The 18625-nt window shown below is 36.8% G+C and carries 9 protein-coding genes; all 9 read right to left on the bottom strand.

Annotated features, from left to right (window positions below):
• Positions 1–179: 179 nt before the first annotated feature.
• Positions 180–2258, bottom strand: a complete 2079-nt coding sequence (locus ATE47_RS05940; protein WP_150114793.1) for a RagB/SusD family nutrient uptake outer membrane protein — start codon at positions 2256–2258, stop codon at positions 180–182.
• A gap of 13 nt (positions 2259–2271) precedes the next feature.
• On the bottom strand, positions 2272–5310 hold the full coding sequence (locus ATE47_RS05935) for a SusC/RagA family TonB-linked outer membrane protein (protein WP_062161094.1): 3039 nt from the start codon (positions 5308–5310) through the stop codon (positions 2272–2274).
• Positions 5311–5649: 339 nt separating this feature from the next.
• A complete protein-coding gene (gene rhaT / locus ATE47_RS05930) occupies positions 5650–6738 on the bottom strand; it encodes an L-rhamnose/proton symporter RhaT (protein WP_062161093.1) in 1089 nt (362 codons plus the stop codon).
• Between the two features lie 309 nt (positions 6739–7047).
• The gene (locus ATE47_RS05925; RefSeq protein ID WP_062161092.1) at positions 7048–8205 is read right to left on the bottom strand and encodes a glycoside hydrolase family 88/105 protein; all 1158 of its coding nucleotides are present in this window, start codon (positions 8203–8205) and stop codon (positions 7048–7050) included.
• A 63-nt stretch (positions 8206–8268) separates the two neighbouring features.
• Positions 8269–10143 (bottom strand): rhamnogalacturonan lyase, encoded by a 1875-nt coding sequence (locus ATE47_RS05920; protein WP_062161091.1) that lies wholly within the window; start codon positions 10141–10143, stop codon positions 8269–8271.
• 76 nt (positions 10144–10219) lie between these two features.
• Positions 10220–12997, bottom strand: a complete 2778-nt coding sequence (locus tag ATE47_RS05915) for a glycosyl hydrolase (protein WP_062163466.1) — start codon at positions 12995–12997, stop codon at positions 10220–10222.
• Between the two features lie 13 nt (positions 12998–13010).
• The gene (locus ATE47_RS05910) at positions 13011–14333 is read right to left on the bottom strand and encodes a rhamnogalacturonan acetylesterase (protein WP_062161090.1); all 1323 of its coding nucleotides are present in this window, start codon (positions 14331–14333) and stop codon (positions 13011–13013) included.
• Between the two features lie 2 nt (positions 14334–14335).
• Positions 14336–17191: a glycoside hydrolase family 2 gene (locus ATE47_RS05905; protein ID WP_062161089.1), complete on the bottom strand. Its 2856-nt coding sequence runs from the start codon at positions 17189–17191 to the stop codon at positions 14336–14338.
• A complete protein-coding gene (locus tag ATE47_RS05900; RefSeq protein ID WP_150114792.1) occupies positions 17188–18567 on the bottom strand; it encodes a rhamnogalacturonidase in 1380 nt (459 codons plus the stop codon). The genes ATE47_RS05905 and ATE47_RS05900 overlap by 4 nt, the downstream gene beginning before the upstream one ends.
• Positions 18568–18625 lie beyond the last annotated feature (58 nt).

Genomic DNA, 18625 nt, shown 5'->3' with positions numbered 1-18625 from the left:
ATGCAAAAGATTAACATTATTTATTTAAGCTCATTAAGCTACAACAAGAAGACATAAGTTTAAAAAAGTCTACGGTTTTTATTCTTTTACAAGCTTTGTCTTCAAAATTGTTAAATTTAAATCGTTCAATAATACTTTGTGCCTTTTGCGGTTAAATTCTTAATGTTTAAATTATTTGATTAATATCCAGGAAGCTGGCTTAGATTTGGGTTATCTACCAACGGATGACCGGCAGAAGCCGCTGCAAAAGGCAACAATTCTGTTTTATTCGGTACAAATCCGTAGAAAAGACCGTCTCCGCCACCTTCTATCCAGTTCGGGTATGTTCCTCCGTTTTCTGCTGAACCTGTTGGTTTGGTATAGATAATATTACCGATCTGAAGCTGGCCTGCAGCACCTCCTAAAAATCCGGCTGTCTTTTTTGCATTGCTGTTGAATGTACTGTTATAGGCCTGGAACATATTCGTAGGATACCATTTGTCATCCGTTGTTGTGGCTTGTCCGTGGGCTACTACAATAGCTCTTAATGCGGTCTGATAACTTGCGAAGCCTGTAGAATTCGTTGGAACATTAGTAATGACTGCAATTTCTGCAGGATTTGTAATTTCAATATATTTTAATGCCAAAAACGGATCACCATAAATCTGTGCATTTTTTTCAAGTTTATAAAGTCGGTAAACAGGTGTATTTGCATAGACTCCAGCTTTGTTTGATAAGTTTTTCATCGCCTGTTTTGTAGCTTCAATCTCGCTTGCCAAACGATTCATTCTAATCAAATCAGTACGAAGATTAAACTCTCCCGCAAATTCCCATTTACGCTCCTGAACAATAGCATCTTCAAATGCCTGCTGACCAGACGGAGCCGGTACACTTCCGATCCCTGCACGGTTTCTTACCTGCATTAGAGCAGCTGTTCCGGCAGCAGTAGGTCCACCGTTTAAATAGTTTTGGGTTTCTGCATACATTAATAAAACATCCGCATATCTTAAAATAGGGATATTTAAATTACGTGCATCCGCCGCCTGAGGCGCAACACACCATCCCATTCTGAATTTACCTGACATGATGCATGAAAATGTAGTTCCGGCATTCACCCAAGTATCACTTGCGTTACCATTATTTAAGAAATATACACTGTAAGAAGTACAAGAAACGTCTCTACGGGTATCTCCCTGATTAAAAGACAAATAATAACTAGGAAGAATGAATTGTAATGCCTTTCTTGATCCATACGTTCCTCCACGGGAACCTTCGTTGGCATATACTCCAAAAGCTGAGTTTGTATTTGCACCATATTCAGCGACTTGCCAAAGAATTTCTGAGTTTGTCACTGAAAATTTTCTCTGGCAGAAATTGAACCACAACGCTTCAAAACCACTTTTACCGCCCTGAGCCTGAACCAAAGAATTTGTTCCTCCGTTAATAATAGCGGCACAGGCATTGTCTGCAATCTGGTACAACTGCTGGATTCTGTTGTTGTCACTACGACGCGACATCATCGCACCGCTTCCGGTATTAAGGTCCCAACGAAGAGAATATCCTGCTGCATAAAGAGCAATTCTCGCCAACAAGGCATTGGTTCCCTGTTTGGTTAAACGTTCTGTTGTTGCGTATCCGCTTTGAGCAAAATTCGGCATGTTTACTACAGATTCCTGAAGATCGGTAATGATATGATCGTAAATTTCGTCTCTTGAAGTACGTTTTGGATATAATGTATTCGGGTCATTCGGATCCATCTCATCCAAAGGTTTAAAAACCGAAGGAACGTCTCCGTACACACGAATTAAATTATAATAGCAAAATGCACGAATCGCTTTCACTTCAGCTAATAAAGCGTCACGTTTTGTGCTTGCTTCCATTTTGCTTAGTCCGCTTACTGCAATATTTGTTCTTTCAATAACCGCATACATCGCAGAGTAAATTCCTGTTACCGTATTCGGGGTATAAGCATCATATTTATAGTTGGCAATATTATATTTGGAATTATTTGTAGAACCATCTTCTGAAGAGTGAGTGACCGTGTCTCCCGCTCCTAACTGATAATACATTTCAGTTGGAACTATACCTCTGTAACAGCCCAAAACAAACATCTCTGCAGTATCTATATTTTTAAATACAGATTCTGTATCCAATGAATTGTAAGCAGGCTGATCCAGAAAATCATCGCTACATGAATTCATCGCTAAAACGGCGACGAAAATTGAGGGAAGAATGACTAATTTTCTTAGAAATACTGGAGTTTTATATATATTTTTCATGATTTAAATAATATTAGAAAGTTAAATTAAGGCCAAGAACATAGCTTCTCGAACGAGGATATGTAGAACTGTCATATCCAGGTGTAACAGTCACTCCGCTTGCCGCCGAAACTTCAGGGTCATAACCTGAGTACCCTGTAATTGTCGCTACATTATTAACGGTAAAATAAATACGGGCATTAGTAAGCATCACTTTATTCAAAAATTCTTTAGCAAAAGAATATCCCAATGTTATCTGAGCAACTCTTAGATAAGAACCGTCTTCTACATAGTATGATGATGGATAACCGATATTTACAGTATTTGCATTGCTTAAGCTCCAAAGTCTTGCATTTTCATCAGGGTTTAGCTCTCTAAGTCTGTTAAGGTTGGTTGTTGCCTGCCCTGTATTAGGATCAATCAAATGATAATAATTGTTTCCGAATTCTGAGGGTACATTCTGGAACATTGCATATGGACTTAAACTTTGTTTAGTCGCATTATAAATATCATTACCAACGCTGAATTTCATAAATACAGCCAAGTCAAAGCCTTTGTAAGAGAAATTATTACTGATTCCCCCGATAAAATCCGGAGTACCGTTTCCTATCTTCTGCATTTTTCTTGTAAACTGATCTCCTGCTTCATTATCAGCAGCAAATTTCATGTCTCCCGGTTTAGGAGTTCCGGTTGCAGGTTTTACAACGCCCGGGTTTAAGGTTAATGATCCGTCCGGATTTTGAGTAAAATCATCCGTAGTATAGACTCCCTGATAAATATACCCATACATATCTCCCAATTCTTCTCCTACAGTTGCATAATATGTCACCATACCCGTTCTGCTGCCACCAACACTGAACTGTCTGTCTTGTCTTCCGTCTTCAAGAGAAAGAACTTTAGATTTATTGAAAGAAATATTAAGATCTGTTGTCCATCTGAAATTTTCTGATTTTAAATTCACTGTATTTAGTGTGAATTCCATCCCTCTGTTTCTCATAGAACCGATATTCTGATATTGTCTTGAATATCCTGAAGAAACGGGAAGTACACTTTCGAAAAGCATTTTGCTTACGTTATTGTTGTACCATTCGGAAGTTAATTTAATCCTGTTATTAAAAAAAGCTAAATCTACACCAATATTGGTTGTTCTCAGCTCTTCCCACTGAAGATCACGATTTCCCCAGTTTGTACTTGTCACGTATGCCGGATATCCCTGCGTATTGTTTATTGGATAATCTGTAAGTAAAACATTGGTTCTCCACAAGTTATTAGCGACACCATTGTTACCCGTTACCCCATATTCAATTCTTAATTTAAAATCATTAACGATTTTATCGATTTTATGACCCTGCCAGAAATTTTCCTGGGAAACACGCCATGCACCCGCTACAGATGGAAAATATCCCCATCTGGAACCTTCTGCAAATTTTGAAGAACCATCGGCACGTATTGTCCCTGTAATTAAATAACGGTTGTCATAATTATAATTCACACGGGCAAAATAAGAAAGTAAGCTGTTGCTTGATCTGTCTGTATTTTTATCGGCTACCGTTGCGTTTGCAATATCATCCAGTCCGAAATTAGGATATGGGAATTTCGTCAGTCTCATGCTGCTTCCTTCAGATTCCTCGTACCAGATTTCATTCCCGATTAAAGCATTTACTTTATGTTTTTCTCCAAAAGTTTTATTATAATTTAAAGTATTAGTGATCTGATAACGGAATGTCTCAGCATTGGCAATATTTCCGTTGATCCCTGTGTTGATAGGATCTGTAAGAAACGCACGGGAATTCTGATCAGAAAATGATGTTGACTTGCTGTTTGTCCAGCTATATTGTCCGGCAGTTCTCCATGTGAAGTTTTTCAGGAAGTCAAATTCGATACCTGCATTGGCTACGAATGTTCTTGTACGTTTGTTTGAGGTTGAGGCCTGAGTTTCAATGTATGGATTTTCCGTATCAAAACCGGAATCTAAAGCTGAAAAATCCGGGAAAGTCTGAGTATTGAACAACTCATCCTGCGTAAATAATGTACCTCCCGTGATAGGCTGAAGAAGAATTTTTTTCATTCCTGAATAGGCTCCTCCCCCGTTCACAGAATTGTTAGTAAACATTGTATTAAAATCTACTCTTACTCCTTTATACAATTCTGAAGTGATATTGGCACGTAATGAATTTCTTGTTTCGCTAAAGTTTTGAAGCAAACCATCTTGCTTATTGTAATTATAACTAATGAATGCCTGGGTTTTCTCATTTCCTGCAGAAACATTTACGTTGTGATTCTGGGTTACACCTGTTCCGCCCAGCATTTTTTCCTGCCAGTCTAATGCCGCAGCAGATCCGTAGCGATTGACAATTCTCTGATAAGCTCCGGAATAAAACCCTGGTGAATCTGTTCCCAAATTATTATCAAAAACATTACTCCACGCTGATGGTTTAGACTGAAGAACTCCCAATTCGTACTGATACTTTACATATTGTTCCGGATTGGAAAGCATATCCAACTTTTTTGAAAGCATATCAAACGACATGAAAGTATTGTAGTTGATAACCGTTCTTCCTTTTTTACCGCTTTTGGTTTTAATAACAATAATACCGTTGGAACCACGGGCTCCGTAGATGGCAATGGCAGAAGCTCCCTTTAAAACATCGATACTTTCGATATCATTAGGGTTGATCACATTCAAAGCGTTGTCTAATTGGAAACCGTCTACAATATAAAGAGGATCAGAACTTTGAGTAATGGAAGAACCTCCCCTGATTGTAACGTTTGCGCCTGCTCCGGGAGCGCCACCTGCGGTCACGATGTTCAGACCTGCAGCTCTTCCCTGAAGTGCCTGTAAAGCGTTCATTGCCGGTGTAGCTGCTAAATCTTTTGCAGAAACTGAAGAAACAGATCCTGTAAGATCTGATTTTTTAACCTTTCCGTAACCGATAACGACCACTTCTTCAATATCTTTCGTATTTTTCACAGTATCATTTACCGCCTCTTGCCCCCAGACAAAACTTGTTGAAAGCATAAATGCCGGAAACACTATTCGCTTTATATTTTTGTGTTTAACTATCAAAGACATATATTAATTTTTATGTTACCAAAATACACCGTTACAAAAATTCGGGCATCCTGCAATATCCTGTATCGAAATATTCTTAATTTATCATAATTAACTGCAAATATTTAAATTATATTTTAAAATTAATAATAAAATGCTTGTAAATTATCAATTATTCAGTAAAATATTTAACTAAACCGTGAATTAAAAATTCCCATTTCAAACAGACACGCTTTTTTTAGAGTTAATTTGCTTTTCATAAAAAAGACACTGAAAAAATCAGTGCCTTAATGAGCTAAAATTCTAACTCTGAAACTATATGAATGATATTGTAAATCGTAAATGAAAAACGAAAATGATTTATCTCAAAGAATTTCCGTAGCCTACCATTAAAATAGAAATGAACATGACGATCATTCCAACAGCGATGGTAGTAATGGTTTTTTTGGAAACTCCCTTCCATTCTTTGATGATAATTCCCCATAAATTAGCAATGAAAATGATAAATGCCATGTGTAAAATCCATGAGCTGGCGCCATTTCCCATTTTACTTTCGCCCATACCGTAAAAGAAAAACTGTAAGAACCACATGGTTCCGGCAAGTGCACAGAAAATCAGATTCTTTAAAACCGGTACGTTTCTTTTGGTATAATCTGTATAAGATTTATTTTTCATGGCTAAATATAAACAGCCGATTAGATTGACTGCCATTCCGCCCCACAGGACAACCACATACGTTACATTATTTTGAAAAAGGAATTCTCCCTGGCTCGGATTTGCTAATTTCCAAGCTTCATTGGCAACGATTGCCATTGGTTTTCCAGCTTCCAATCCGAAATTAAAACAAGCACTTAATACCCCGGAAATGATGGAAACTATTATTCCCAGTCCGAATTTATATTCCGTTTTTACTTCTACACCATGCGGATCTATCGAACTGGTCTGCAGCTCTTTTTCCTTCATCATACCTGCTTTTCCGCTGATAATGATTCCGATAATACAAACGAGAAGTCCTAATAAAACAAACTGCCCCCACTTGCTGGAAAACAGCAAACCAATGTTGTCTTTTCCCGTTTGTGGAGAAAATTCATAATAAATAGAAGGAACGAGTGAGCCAAACACCATGCAAAGCCCCAAAATAATGCTGCTTCCAAGGGCTACACCCAAATATCGAACTCCCAAACCATAAGTAAAACCGCCAATTCCCCACAAAGCACCGAACAAAAACGTCAGTCCCAATATGGAAGAACTTTCATTCTGAATAATTTCCCAAAAATTAGGAATGGTAAGAAATGCCGCAAGCGGCGGAACAATGATCCAGGAAAAAACCCCTCCTATTAACCAATAAGTTTCCCAAGACCAGCCTTTTACCTTTTTATAGGGCAGGTAAAAACTCCCTGAAGAAAAGCCTCCTAAGAAGTGAAAAAAAACTCCTAATAATGCATTCATAATTTTATCTTATGGTTGAATTTGAAAATTAACACTATGAAATCGATTGCGCATCTTGTAGTGTCATGTTTGCAATAATAATTCTTTTTCTTGAAATCGAAGATTCAACGTAGTCAAATAAAAGAATCAAAAGTTTTAAATATTTAAGTTTCTATTAAGTCTTTACAAAGTGTCATTCTAAACGAAATGAAATGTAGTGAAGAATCTCTATGATATTTTTGAGATTATCTTTCGTTAGAATGACAAAAGACTTAGTCTAAAATAAGCTTAAATATAAAATTAACTTTTGTAACTTTTGCGGTTAATTTTTTACTTCAATTTATATACTTCACTTGCAGCAAGCAACAGACAACCTAGACCATAATCTTCAAAATCAGGTTCTTTATCCACAGCGAGTGGCTGACCGTCTTTAGGTTCCTTTCCTGTTCCCTGAACCCAGCCCAAAAATCCATTAGGCTGAACGGAATCTTTTGCAATCGCGTTCCAGGCTTTCACAATAACAGGTAAATACGTTTTTTTATCAATCAAACCTTTATTAATTCCATATGCCATTCCATATACAAACAGGGCGGTTCCCGTCATTTCTTTACCTCCGAAATTGTTCGGATCATGTAAACTTGCATTCCAGAAACCATCTTCTCTTTGGATGGGCAGCAAAGCTGATAATAAGTCTTTATAATCCTGCAAATATTCCTGATAATGTGGGTCAGATTTCGGAGTATCTTCCAGTGTACGCGCCAAAGCAGCAACTACCCAACCGTTTCCGCGGCTCCAGTAGCAGTCTTCGCCGTTGGGCTCCGTGTAAGGTGGAACGAAGCTTTTATCTCGCCACCAAAGTTTGTCTTTTGGATTGTACAAACCATTTCCTCCGTGCTTATATTTTGTAAAAGCATACATCTCATAATTCTTATCGAAATATTTTTGCTCACCTGTAATTCTGCCCAGTTTTGTGAAAATTGGCATTCCCATTTGAAGGGCATCAATCCACCACCAGTCATCCGATTTTTTGGAGGCAATCATACTGTCCATCGAGGCTTTCACGAATTTTATTCTTTCCGGATTTTTTCTTCCATCGATTTCATAAAGATCAAGATATGTTTGTCCGCAAGCCTGATTGTCAGCATTTCGGGTATAGGTTCCGCGCATCATGTCCCAGTTGTGCTTTTGAGACCAGTCGATGGCGTAATCGTAATATTCTTTTTTAGGATCTATTTTGTATAAAGCCATTAATCCTTCGTAGTACACGGCTCTTGTCCACAGATTGCTTGGCCATACTTTTTTGCCGACAACTTCTTTTCCCGGATCCGGCCATTTGTTCATAAAATATTGATTTGCCCTCCGTGAAACTTCCAAAACTTCTTTTTTATCCGGAAGATTAACGTTCGTCGCCTGTTTTTGAACTGAACAGGAGGATAAAACTCCAAAAATTAACGCAAAAAAAGCGCCTCTCATTAGTACTTTCTTCATAATTATATATATTTTTATTTTTACAATGTATTAGTTTTAAAAAGTATTGAAATTAAAATTAATTTAAGGTTTAGCCGTATGAATATTCGGCGCTGGAATCTTTGAAACAGATTCGTCCAGATAATAATCGGTATGAGGAGGCTGATTGTAGCCTACATTTTGCCAGACGATACTCAAACGATATTGCGGATTGTGCATCAATGTGTACAAACGATGTTTCGTCGGAATTGTCGAGCTGAAAATCCGAAGTTCCTGATTGTCTGAAGTCCTGTAAATTACTTCTTCCCGCCAGTCTCCAAATAAATCAGCAACCAAAGAGGGGTTTTTCTTGGTCCCGTTGTTTGATTCACACTGAAAATCTTTGGCATCAAAAATCAGATTCGATTTTTCTTTATTCCAATCCCATTTTGAGACGGAAGTTCCATCTAAAATTTCGCTTAAAAAATCTCCATCCCAATAAATTCCCATATTAATGGTAGGATTTTTTTCACTGATTTTTTTTCCTTTTGTATCATAAACACCTTTCAATCCGGCTCCCGCAGCCCAGGATTCTGAACCTTGATAACGGGGGTCAATATTTAAAGATAATCCTCTTCCCGGCCCCTGAAATTTGCCTTGTTTACTATAAACTAAAGAAGGTAATTTCCATAAAACTTTACCACTTGCACCCGCTCTGAAATGCGCTCCTGCATCATCAAACCTTTCCTGAATATCAAAAATTTCCAACCCGGGATTTGAAGGGTCAAGATCACCAACGTGCAACGCATCACCGTGACCAAAACCTGTGCTGTTCAGTACTTTTCCGTTATCATCAACCGTCATTGCACCAAAGATAATTTCATCTTTCCCATCATTATCAACATCCGCAATGCTCAAATTATGATTTCCCTGACCACGGTATTTTTTATTTTCTTCTGAGCTTTCGGTATCAAACAACCATCTCAAAATGAGCTTTTTATCTTTATAATCCCAGGCTGAAATTGCCGTTCGGGTATAATAACCTCTCGACATAATGACACTCGGCGTTTTGCCGTCCAGGTAGGCAACTGCACCCAAAAAACGGTCTACACGGTTGCCTTTTGCATCGCCCCAGGTTTCTGTAAGCTGCTCAGGAGTCGGATTCGGGCTGCCTTGAAATCTTGGAACCTGATAATTAACCGTATTAATTTCCTCACCTGTTTCTCCATTAAAAACAGTCAGATATTCAGGTCCGGAAAGGATAAATCCGTTTTCATTTCTATAATCTTTTGATGGATCTCCAATAAATTTTCCTTTACTGTCCTTGCTCCCATCTGCGGTTTTCATGACTAATTCTGCTTTACCATCCCGGTCTAAATCATACACCAAAAACTGTGTGTAATGGGCTCCTTCCCTGATGTTTTTGCCTAAATTGATTTCCCACAACAACTTACCATTCAATTTATAAGCCTGAATAATGGGTTCATCAGTAAAACCTTTCTGGCTGTTGTCTTTGGATTGTCCGGTTTGATGAAGGATGATTTCATATTCGCCATCTCCATCAAGATCTGCAACGGAAGCATCGTTTGGTGTATATCCAACCGGTGTTTTTAAAGGAATTGAAAAATATGGCTTTTGATTAGCAACATATTTCGCAGAATCCTGATCAATTTCCTGATTTTTGGTATTGGATTTTACGAAATAAGTGTAATTCTTTGCTTTATCTGCTGTTTTATCTAAAAAACTGGTTTCATTAAGCAATGGTTTTTCATTCAGTTTTTTGCTTGTTTTATTTTCAAGGCGAAATACATCAAACTGAATATTCTGAGGCTCTGTTCCCAGCAAACGCCAGCTCACAAAAACTCCTGATTCTGAAGGCATCGCGACAATTCCCCTCTTCAAATACTCCATTTGCCTTTGCGCTGAAAGGAGCTGTGAGAAAAGAATTGTCAGTACAATAAAATTATATTTTATATTCATATTCTGAATTATTTAAATTAACATAATTCAATCGATTGCGCAAATTATTTTGATACACTTTTGTTTCATTTTAATTCTATTTCGAAAAATATAATGGAATTAATTGAATCTCTCCATCCAATCCGGAAGGCTGGACTTTCCACTTGGAAGCATCAAAAGCTTTATAATCAATATTTACAAAATTGATCTCATGATAATTTCGCCACTGGATTTTATTCTGATCCATATAGCGGATTCTATTCGCCATTAAATTGCAAACTTCAATTTGAATACTGTTTTTACCTTTTTTCAGATGTTTACCTATATTAATTTCAAATGGAATACTCCAGACAATTCCCGCTTCCTGACCGTTGACAATTACTTTTGCACTTTCGTACAACTTATCAAATTTTAGAAGAAAATCGTCTGCATTTTTCTTTTTTAAATTTAATGTTGTTGAGTAAACGCCTGTCCCTGAAAAGTTCTGTGTTGCAGGATCTTCGGAAAATTTCGTCCATGGTTCCAGTTTCTTTAAATTTCTAGATTTTGGGAGTTCGGGACCGCCTTCTTTAAAGGATAAATTCCAAGATTGATCTAAAATTATTGGAGATTCTGTCTTTTCAACATATTTCCATTTTGGGATTGAGGAATCTGCAATTTCAGAATTTTTTAAAATTAATGATTCTCCGGATTTTAATTGAATTCTTACCGAATTATTTTGTGTTTCCGCAACTCCAAAATCACCGTTTTCCGGGTTCATTATGGTCGTTTGTTTTCCTGTATAATTAACAGGAATAAACTGATTGATTTCTTTTGAAGTGTGATTGACAATGTAGTAATATTTCCCATCGTCAAACTGCCTTCTTACAAATTTTAGTCCGGTTTCCGTTAATTTTTCTCTCTCTATTTTTAAATATTCCAATCCTTTTTCAACGTCAGAACTTAAAACAATTTTACCTTTTCCGAAGTTTGCAATTTTCACATTTTCACCCTGATTTTGAAACGGAATCTGATTCCATAAAGATTTTAATTGGCTTCTTCTTTTTTCGACTTCAAAGTTTCCGGGAATATCTTTTGGCTCATTTTGAAAAATAACAGAAGCGCCATTTTGGGCTAATTTTAAAATATTATTTAATGTGGTTTCCGGCAAATACATTAATTCAGGAATAATCAAAACCTGATAAGAAGATGCGTTTTTTGCAACTTGAATTTTCTGGTTCTCCAATTTCGATTCACCGATCATTTTGTCAGAAATCATATCGAGAGAATAGCCCATTTTATTAAGTTTCTTCAAATTCTCATACATCGGAGTTGGCTGCAGCCATTTTTCCACGTTGTGAACTTTGAATGTTACATCCTTCCCTTTCGGACTGGCCCATTGGTCATAAATTGGCCAGTACATCAATAGTTCATTATCAGATTTGCCGCTCTGCAAAACACTTTGGGTGCGTGCAACATACGAATTCAATCCTGTCAAATGTGGCCACAAACTATTTTCGGGAACAAAATTCACCGATGCATAAAACAGCCATCCCGGAAAAGGAACATCGGCCGGTGTATATGTTGTGCCGTGGTAAAAAACATGGTTGATTCCAGATAAAAAAACCTGTTCTACTTCGGGTTTTGCCTGCGACCATGAGGTTTTAAAGTGTTCAGTCAACCAGGTAAAAGTTTCGTTTGAAATTAATTTTTTGCCCGTAACATTGGCTGCAGACGATGCAAATTTCAACATATTAAAATCAGGAATATCTGCTTTCTGAATATCTGCGCTATCCCTTCTCAGTCCAGGAATATCAAAAATAGAGCTTCCGAAAGTTTCTGATTCCGGAATATCGACTGCCGCGTACAAATCCAGCAAATTTCCAGGTGAACCGTGCGCCTGATTGGTGTTTTTTGAATTTTTAGAATGTGCCCAATTGGTGAAATCTTTCGTGAAATTATTTAATACCAATTCACTCAAAGTTTCCCTGTAATCTGATTTAATTCTTCCCGCTATCTCATTTTCCTCGTTACTGACAAGATATTTGATGTACGGACTTAAATCATAACCTCTCCTTTTTTTAAATTCATTTTTAAAATCCGGCGTCCAATCGGCGTTATAAACTTCGTAACTGTCATTAAAAAAAGAACGAATTCCATAGTTCGAATTTCCAAAAGCCTTATCGAAAGTTTTGAGATAATCTTTTGTTGCATCAGGTGAAAAATGATCCAAAGTATAGCCTTCACCACCGGGAGCTGCACGCTTTACTTTTTGTAAAGTTTTACCTGTAAAAACTGCATAGACTGTCCATTTTCCAGGGCCTGGTTTCCAATTGAGAGAGCCGTCGTTTGTGATTTTATCAGTTAACACAATAGCTTCATTTTTTTCGCTGTAAGCCGTTACAATATCTAATTTTATTGTTTTTAAGTTCTTTTGCTTTTCGTCTTTCAGGACAATTTTATCTGAAAATTTTTCGCCTGATGAAATATTATAAGTCTGAACAATCATTTTTGTGGCAGCGTCCTGTTCATCAACTTGCGGTCCACCGATTGGCCAGCCTGTTCCGACTGACATATCAACTCCCATATTCAGACTTTTTGCTCTGTTCGTGGTGTATTGAAGCATCTTCATCCACTCCGGAGAAAGATAATTGATGTATTGATTTTCAAATCCTTTTGCGCCATAAATGGGAACTATTTCAACACCTCCGAAACCTGTTTTATTTAAAGTTGTAAGCTGTTTATCCAATCCTTTTTCATCAACAGCATTTCCCATCCACCACCAACGTGTCCATGGTTTTGCCGTTTCAGTGGTTTTTGGCCACGGATTTTGTGCGGAAAAGTTTCCGAACGCAAAACAAAATACACTTAGTTTTATGATCGATTGAATATTCATTTTCTTACTTTTTTTAATTTCCATCAGGTTTTAAAGCCTCCATAAAGACACTTTCCGGCCAATGAAATGTTTCGACAGCATCAGGTTTATTTAAATCAAAACCTTTATAATTTTTAGAAACAAATTTACTCAAAGGCAGCTTCTGATCGACAATACTTTTTACAACACATTTTGCCAGTTCATAAGCTCCATACGTATTAAAATGAGTGTCATCCGCCAAAACATTCGGTTGATTGGGGTAAGAATTAGCCGGATAATATACAAATGCTTTTTTCGAGTTTCCCGGTCCCATTGCTTCAAACAGCGTTTTACTCATTGCATTCAGGTCAATAAAATATACTTTTTCTTCTTTCGCTATTTCACGCATAGCATCAGGAAAATCATCCAAAGTGTTGACAATCTTATCATTCTCATCAAAAACTCTTCGGTTCATAGAGGTTACCAAAACCGGATTTGCTCCCAATTGCTTAGCTTTCTGAATCCATTCTTTTAACCTCTTTCTGTAACCGGATTTCGTACTGTTTCCAGATTTCTGGTCATTGTGTCCAAATTGGATGAAGAGATAATCTCCAGATTTTATTTTGTTCCAGATTTTATCGATTCGGTGGCGGTCTTCAAAGGCTTTCAGCGTTTCTCCGCTTTCGGCATAATTGGCAATAACAACTTCTTTTGGAACAAAAAAATAGGGCAACATTTGTCCCCAAGATGCCCAAGGTTCGTAGAGTGCGTCTACCACGGTAGAATCTCCGGTCAGATAAATTGTTTTCGCTGTTTTGTTGGGTTGAATGGTTAATGCACAAACTTTTGGAGCTTTATCATTAAATTCAATCGTCAATAAATTGTCCCAATGTAAATATTTTCTTTCTCTCGGTTTTAATTTTACAATCCCGATTTCGACTCCGTTTTGATTGCGAATAATGCTGTCTTTCACATGAACAGTGATTATTTTTTCGATGATTTCACCTTGTTTTGTTTTCACATCATCCAACATCAGACGGCGGTTTTCTACACGAACTGTTGTTTCCGAAGTTCCTTTAGAATCGCCTAGACTTAATTTAATATCATAATTTCCTTCCGGAATTACCACAGAAAAATAGAAAGGTTTATCGCTTGTGAGATAATCTCCCGTCAAAGCATTTCCTCCATTGTCAACGGATTTTAAACCGGAAATATCCATAAATCCATAGCCTGTTTTCTTGTCAAACTTTGAAGTTGAAGTAACTGGAATAAAACCATTCTCGGTTCTGCTTCCTCCAAAATCAAATTTGAAAGAGGTTTGTTGAGCAAACAAAAACGAACTTAAAAAAAGCGTTAAAATTTTTATCCAGTTTTTCATCTTTAATCCGTTAAAATGTTTTCTTTCGGCATGGTAAATTGTTTATTTTCATCACCCAAATCCGGTAAACCGAAATAAAAATACAGTGTTCTTTTAAAGGTTCCATTGAGATGATTCAATTCACTTTCCGGTCCTAAAGTTTCAGTTTTATCATTAATATTAAACGCCAAAACAGTTCCCAAAGGCGGAATTGCATCCAAAAATGAAATATTTCCTGCTGGCAATTTCGGATAACCTTCTGCTCCGTAAATTCCATAAAAATCAAAAAGTCTGACGAACATTTTTTCTTCTTTCGTTCCGATAGTAATTTTCCCTTCTGCGGTATCTAATTGCAGCCACGAAATATCATCAAAATACCCTTTAAATTCAGGATAAATCCACGGTGAAAAACCCGTTCGGGTTGAGTTTTTTAAATTCTGCCAGACATTATAAGTCTGTCCTTGTAAACGATTTTTCCAAACGTGATATGGTCCTTTACCCAGCCATTTTGTGCTGATGACATAATTTTCAGGATAATCGAAACTTACACCTGCAAAAGCATAATCTCCTGAAAGAGAATATTCATAATTTAGTTCTAAAATTCCGTTGGAATTCAGTTTCCAGTTAATTTTTTTCCCGTCACTGTATGAAACTTTTATGATTTGATTTTGACCTTCTGTCAAGGATTTTATGGAAGATAATTCTGTTTTTCCATTCACGAAAACCGGTCCGTTTCGGAAAGTCATTTTTTTGCCTTTTTTATCAAGAATAATTGATTTCAATAATCCATCTTTTTTTCCAAATGAAAATTCTTTTTCTTCTGATTTTAAAATAAATAAAGAATCATTTTCTACAACAGAAACCGGAAATTCTTTGCTCAAAGTTTTCTGAAATTGTTTTGAAATTTCATCATTAGACGAAATTTTCCAAGTCCAGGTATAAATTTCTTTTCCGAAAAAATCAGTCGCAGTCAGTACTAAAGCTTCACTTTCTTTCCAATTTGATGGAAGATTCAGATTAATATTTCCTTTTTCTGTTGGTTTTATATTTGGAGATTCTGCTTTTCCTTTTTGAATTACTTCAAATCCTGATTCGGACGAAAAAGGTGTTTTAAACTTCACCAATTTCCATTCAAACTGACATTCATTTAAATTCGTAAAATGGTAGCGGTTTTCTACAGAAATGATTCCGTTAAAATCATTTGAAATCATTTTAAGACTAATTTTTACCGGACTATAAATTTCCCGAATCGCATAGAAGCTTCCCTCTTTTTCACGGTGTGGACCAACAATTCCATCCGGTGCATTGATTGCATTCACATCAATTTGATTATTGAAATCCGTTCTCATCAAACCTTCATCCGCAAAAGCCCAAAGAAAACCGCCCGCGCCTTTTTTGGAGTTCCAGTGAAGCTCCCAATAATCGGCTAAAGAAGTTCCGCCACCGCCATCATCCTGCGCATGCAAAAATTCGGTTGGCATGTAGATATTGTCTCCTTCAAGAATTTTTTTTGTGCTGTAATAGTCTTCGTAGTGATTGCAGTCTATGCCGTTGAAAGCATTTTCCGGTTTATGGTGAGCATGAATTATGGGACGATTTGATAAGTCATATTTTGCAAACTCTGCATCCAAATCAAAATTATGTCCGCCTTCATTTCCGTTGCTCCAAAAAATGATGGAGGGATGATTGACATCTCTTGTAACCATTTCTCTGACAAGCTTTTTACCAATTTCTGTGCTGTATTTTTTTTGCCATCCCGCCAATTCATCCAAAACATATAAACCTAACGAATCGCAAATTTTTAAAAATGATTTATTCGGTGGATAATGCGAACAGCGAACGGCGTTCATATTCATTTCTTTGATGAGCTGAACATCCATCAAATCAATATTTTTGTTGACGGCTCGACCAGTTTCGGGCCACCAAACATGGCGGTTGATGCCTTTCATTTTGATCTTGATTCCGTTGATATAAATTCCGTCGCCTTTTCGGATTTCAATGGTTCGGAAGCCGAATTTTTCTGCGGTTTGAAAGATATTCTTTCTGTTTTTATTTAAACTGAATTTAGCTTTGTATAAATTGGGCGTTTCTGCTGTCCAGAGTTTTGGATTTTTAACGGAAAACCGGATTTGTTTTAAAGTATCTCCTTTTTGAACTGTAATCTGTGATTCACCAACGAGAATATTTTTAGCATCAAATATTTCAACTTTTAAATTGTTTACAGAATTAATTCCTTTTAAATGAATATTTGAACGAAAAGTTCCGTCTGCTTTGGCTTCGATGGCTGTCCACGAAATATTTTCTTTTGGCATCGCTTCAAGATAAACGGGCCTGAAAATCCCTCCCAGAACCCAATAATCGGCGAGACGTTCTGCATTGTTAACGGATTTATCTGCTGACATTTTAGAGACTTTGATTTCGAGAATATTTTCTTTCCCGAATTTTAATTTATCAGAAAGATCATATTTAAATTCATAAAAAGCACCCTGATGAATTTCGCCTGCAAGTTGACCATTAATCTTGACTTCGGTGTCGGTCATTGAACCTTCAAAAACAATGTCTATTGATTTCCCTTTCCATGAATTTGGGACTGAAAATTTGTATTTATAAAGACCTGCTTCATCATTAAACTTAAAATTTTTGCCATAAGTCACATAATCTCGTCCATAATTATAAGAGCCAAATCCCTGCTGTTCCCAATGTGAAGGTACCTGAATTTTGTTCCAGCTTCCGGATTTTCTTCCTCCATTGATCCAAAAATCCCATTCTTTGGTATGCTCAGAATCTGTCCCGCTCAGGAATTGAATTTCCTTAGATTGAGCATGCAATAATTGTGAGCATAAGCAAAACAGAACGAATATTTTGGAAAAACAACTCATTTTGCGGCAACGTCGGAATCGTCTTTTTTGTCGTAAGATTTGTCTAAAGAAGCTACTTGGGTAACATTAACGTTAATTTTTTTCAAATTTTTAATGGCATCCAAATTTTCCTCTTTAGGCTTTAAGGCTTTTACTTTTAAGTTCTCAAATGTGAAATCTGTCAAATCATACAAGTCTGATTTTTCAACATCAAATGCCGTTTCACAGCTGATGTCAATATTTTTGATCAGAATATTATTCGCTAAAGATTTTCTAGGTCTTTCTTCACCTTTTAGATCAAAAAACTGGTTCCAGCCTTTTACATAGAGAAAAGTTTTAACATTGCCCGTGATATTTTCAACTGTAAGATATTCGTAGTGTTGGGGAGTATCCGGTCTCATTTTAAGGTGTAACAATCTCGAAGCATCTTTCACCTTTGAGTTACGCAGAATTACGTTGTAGTTGTGGATAGATTCGCTGCCACAAGTCAGAACACTGTGACAAAAACCAAAGCTGTTGTCTTCAATAATGATGTTTCTGTTTTCACCATTTTCAAGGGCTTTATCTGCTTTCGGGCCTTTTCCTCCTTTCAATGCAATCGCATCGTCGTTCACCGACATATAGCAATTTTTTATCAGGAAATTTGTGCAGACATCGATATCAACAGCATCTGTACTTGGTGCTTTTACCGGTTCTTTCGGTGCTAAAATTGTCAAGTTTAATAATTTTACAAATTCACTCTTATAATAGTGAGTACTCCAGAAAGGGGAATTTTTTACGGTAATTCCTTCAATCTGAACATTTTTAGAATTTGAAATATAAATGATTCTTGGTCTCATTTCGTCCATATTCGTGCACTTAGGATTCCACTGTCGTCTTTTCCAGAATGCTTTCCAAAAGCGCAATCCGTTTCCATCCAGCGTTCCTTTTCCCGAAATAGTAAAGCCATCCAGTCCGTCTGCGTTGATCAATGCCGGAAAATATTTTACAGTCTGTCCTTCCATTCTTGTTTCTACAACCGGAAAATCACTGATATCATCGCTTCCTTTTAACCTCGCTCCGTTCTCCAAATGCAAATGCGTTCCCTGTTTAAAGAAAACAGAACTGATCAGGAATGTTCCTTTCGGGACAATGATGACACCGCCGCCATTTTTAGCCGCCAGATCAATAACTGCCTGAACCTGTTTTGTCTGCAGAACCGTGCTGTCATTTTTCACTCCATTGTCGGTAAGAATGTATTTTTTTCCTAATTTATTGATGTCCGTAGGTTTATTTTCTTTAAACCATTTAGGAATTTTAGTGCCATCAGGGAATTTATCCTGGCTTTTTACTCCTGATGAAAACAATAAGAGTACAAAAAGAGATAATAAGAAGTTTGATGTATTTTGAGATTTCATAATTTATTTTTTACTGTAGATCCTGATTTTTTATTAATAAAAATTAGTACTCAAAAGA

The organism is Chryseobacterium sp. IHB B 17019, assembly GCF_001456155.1.
GTDB lineage: Bacteria > Bacteroidota > Bacteroidia > Flavobacteriales > Weeksellaceae > Chryseobacterium.
This window is presented reverse-complemented; position numbering and strand designations above follow the sequence as displayed.

Bases quoted from the DNA above. Each gene is read 5' to 3' on its own strand.
- ATE47_RS05940 (WP_150114793.1), bottom strand. From the start codon at position 2,258: ATGAAAAATATATATAAAACTCCAGTATTTCTAAGAAAATTAGTCATT.
- ATE47_RS05935 (WP_062161094.1), bottom strand. From the start codon at position 5,310: ATGTCTTTGATAGTTAAACACAAAAATATAAAGCGAATAGTGTTTCCG.
- rhaT (WP_062161093.1), bottom strand. From the start codon at position 6,738: ATGAATGCATTATTAGGAGTTTTTTTTCACTTCTTAGGAGGCTTTTCT.
- ATE47_RS05925 (WP_062161092.1), bottom strand. From the start codon at position 8,205: ATGAAGAAAGTACTAATGAGAGGCGCTTTTTTTGCGTTAATTTTTGGA.
- ATE47_RS05920 (WP_062161091.1), bottom strand. From the start codon at position 10,143: ATGAATATAAAATATAATTTTATTGTACTGACAATTCTTTTCTCACAG.
- ATE47_RS05915 (WP_062163466.1), bottom strand. From the start codon at position 12,997: ATGAATATTCAATCGATCATAAAACTAAGTGTATTTTGTTTTGCGTTC.
- ATE47_RS05910 (WP_062161090.1), bottom strand. From the start codon at position 14,333: ATGAAAAACTGGATAAAAATTTTAACGCTTTTTTTAAGTTCGTTTTTG.
- ATE47_RS05905 (WP_062161089.1), bottom strand. From the start codon at position 17,191: ATGAGTTGTTTTTCCAAAATATTCGTTCTGTTTTGCTTATGCTCACAA.
- ATE47_RS05900 (WP_150114792.1), bottom strand. From the start codon at position 18,567: ATGAAATCTCAAAATACATCAAACTTCTTATTATCTCTTTTTGTACTC.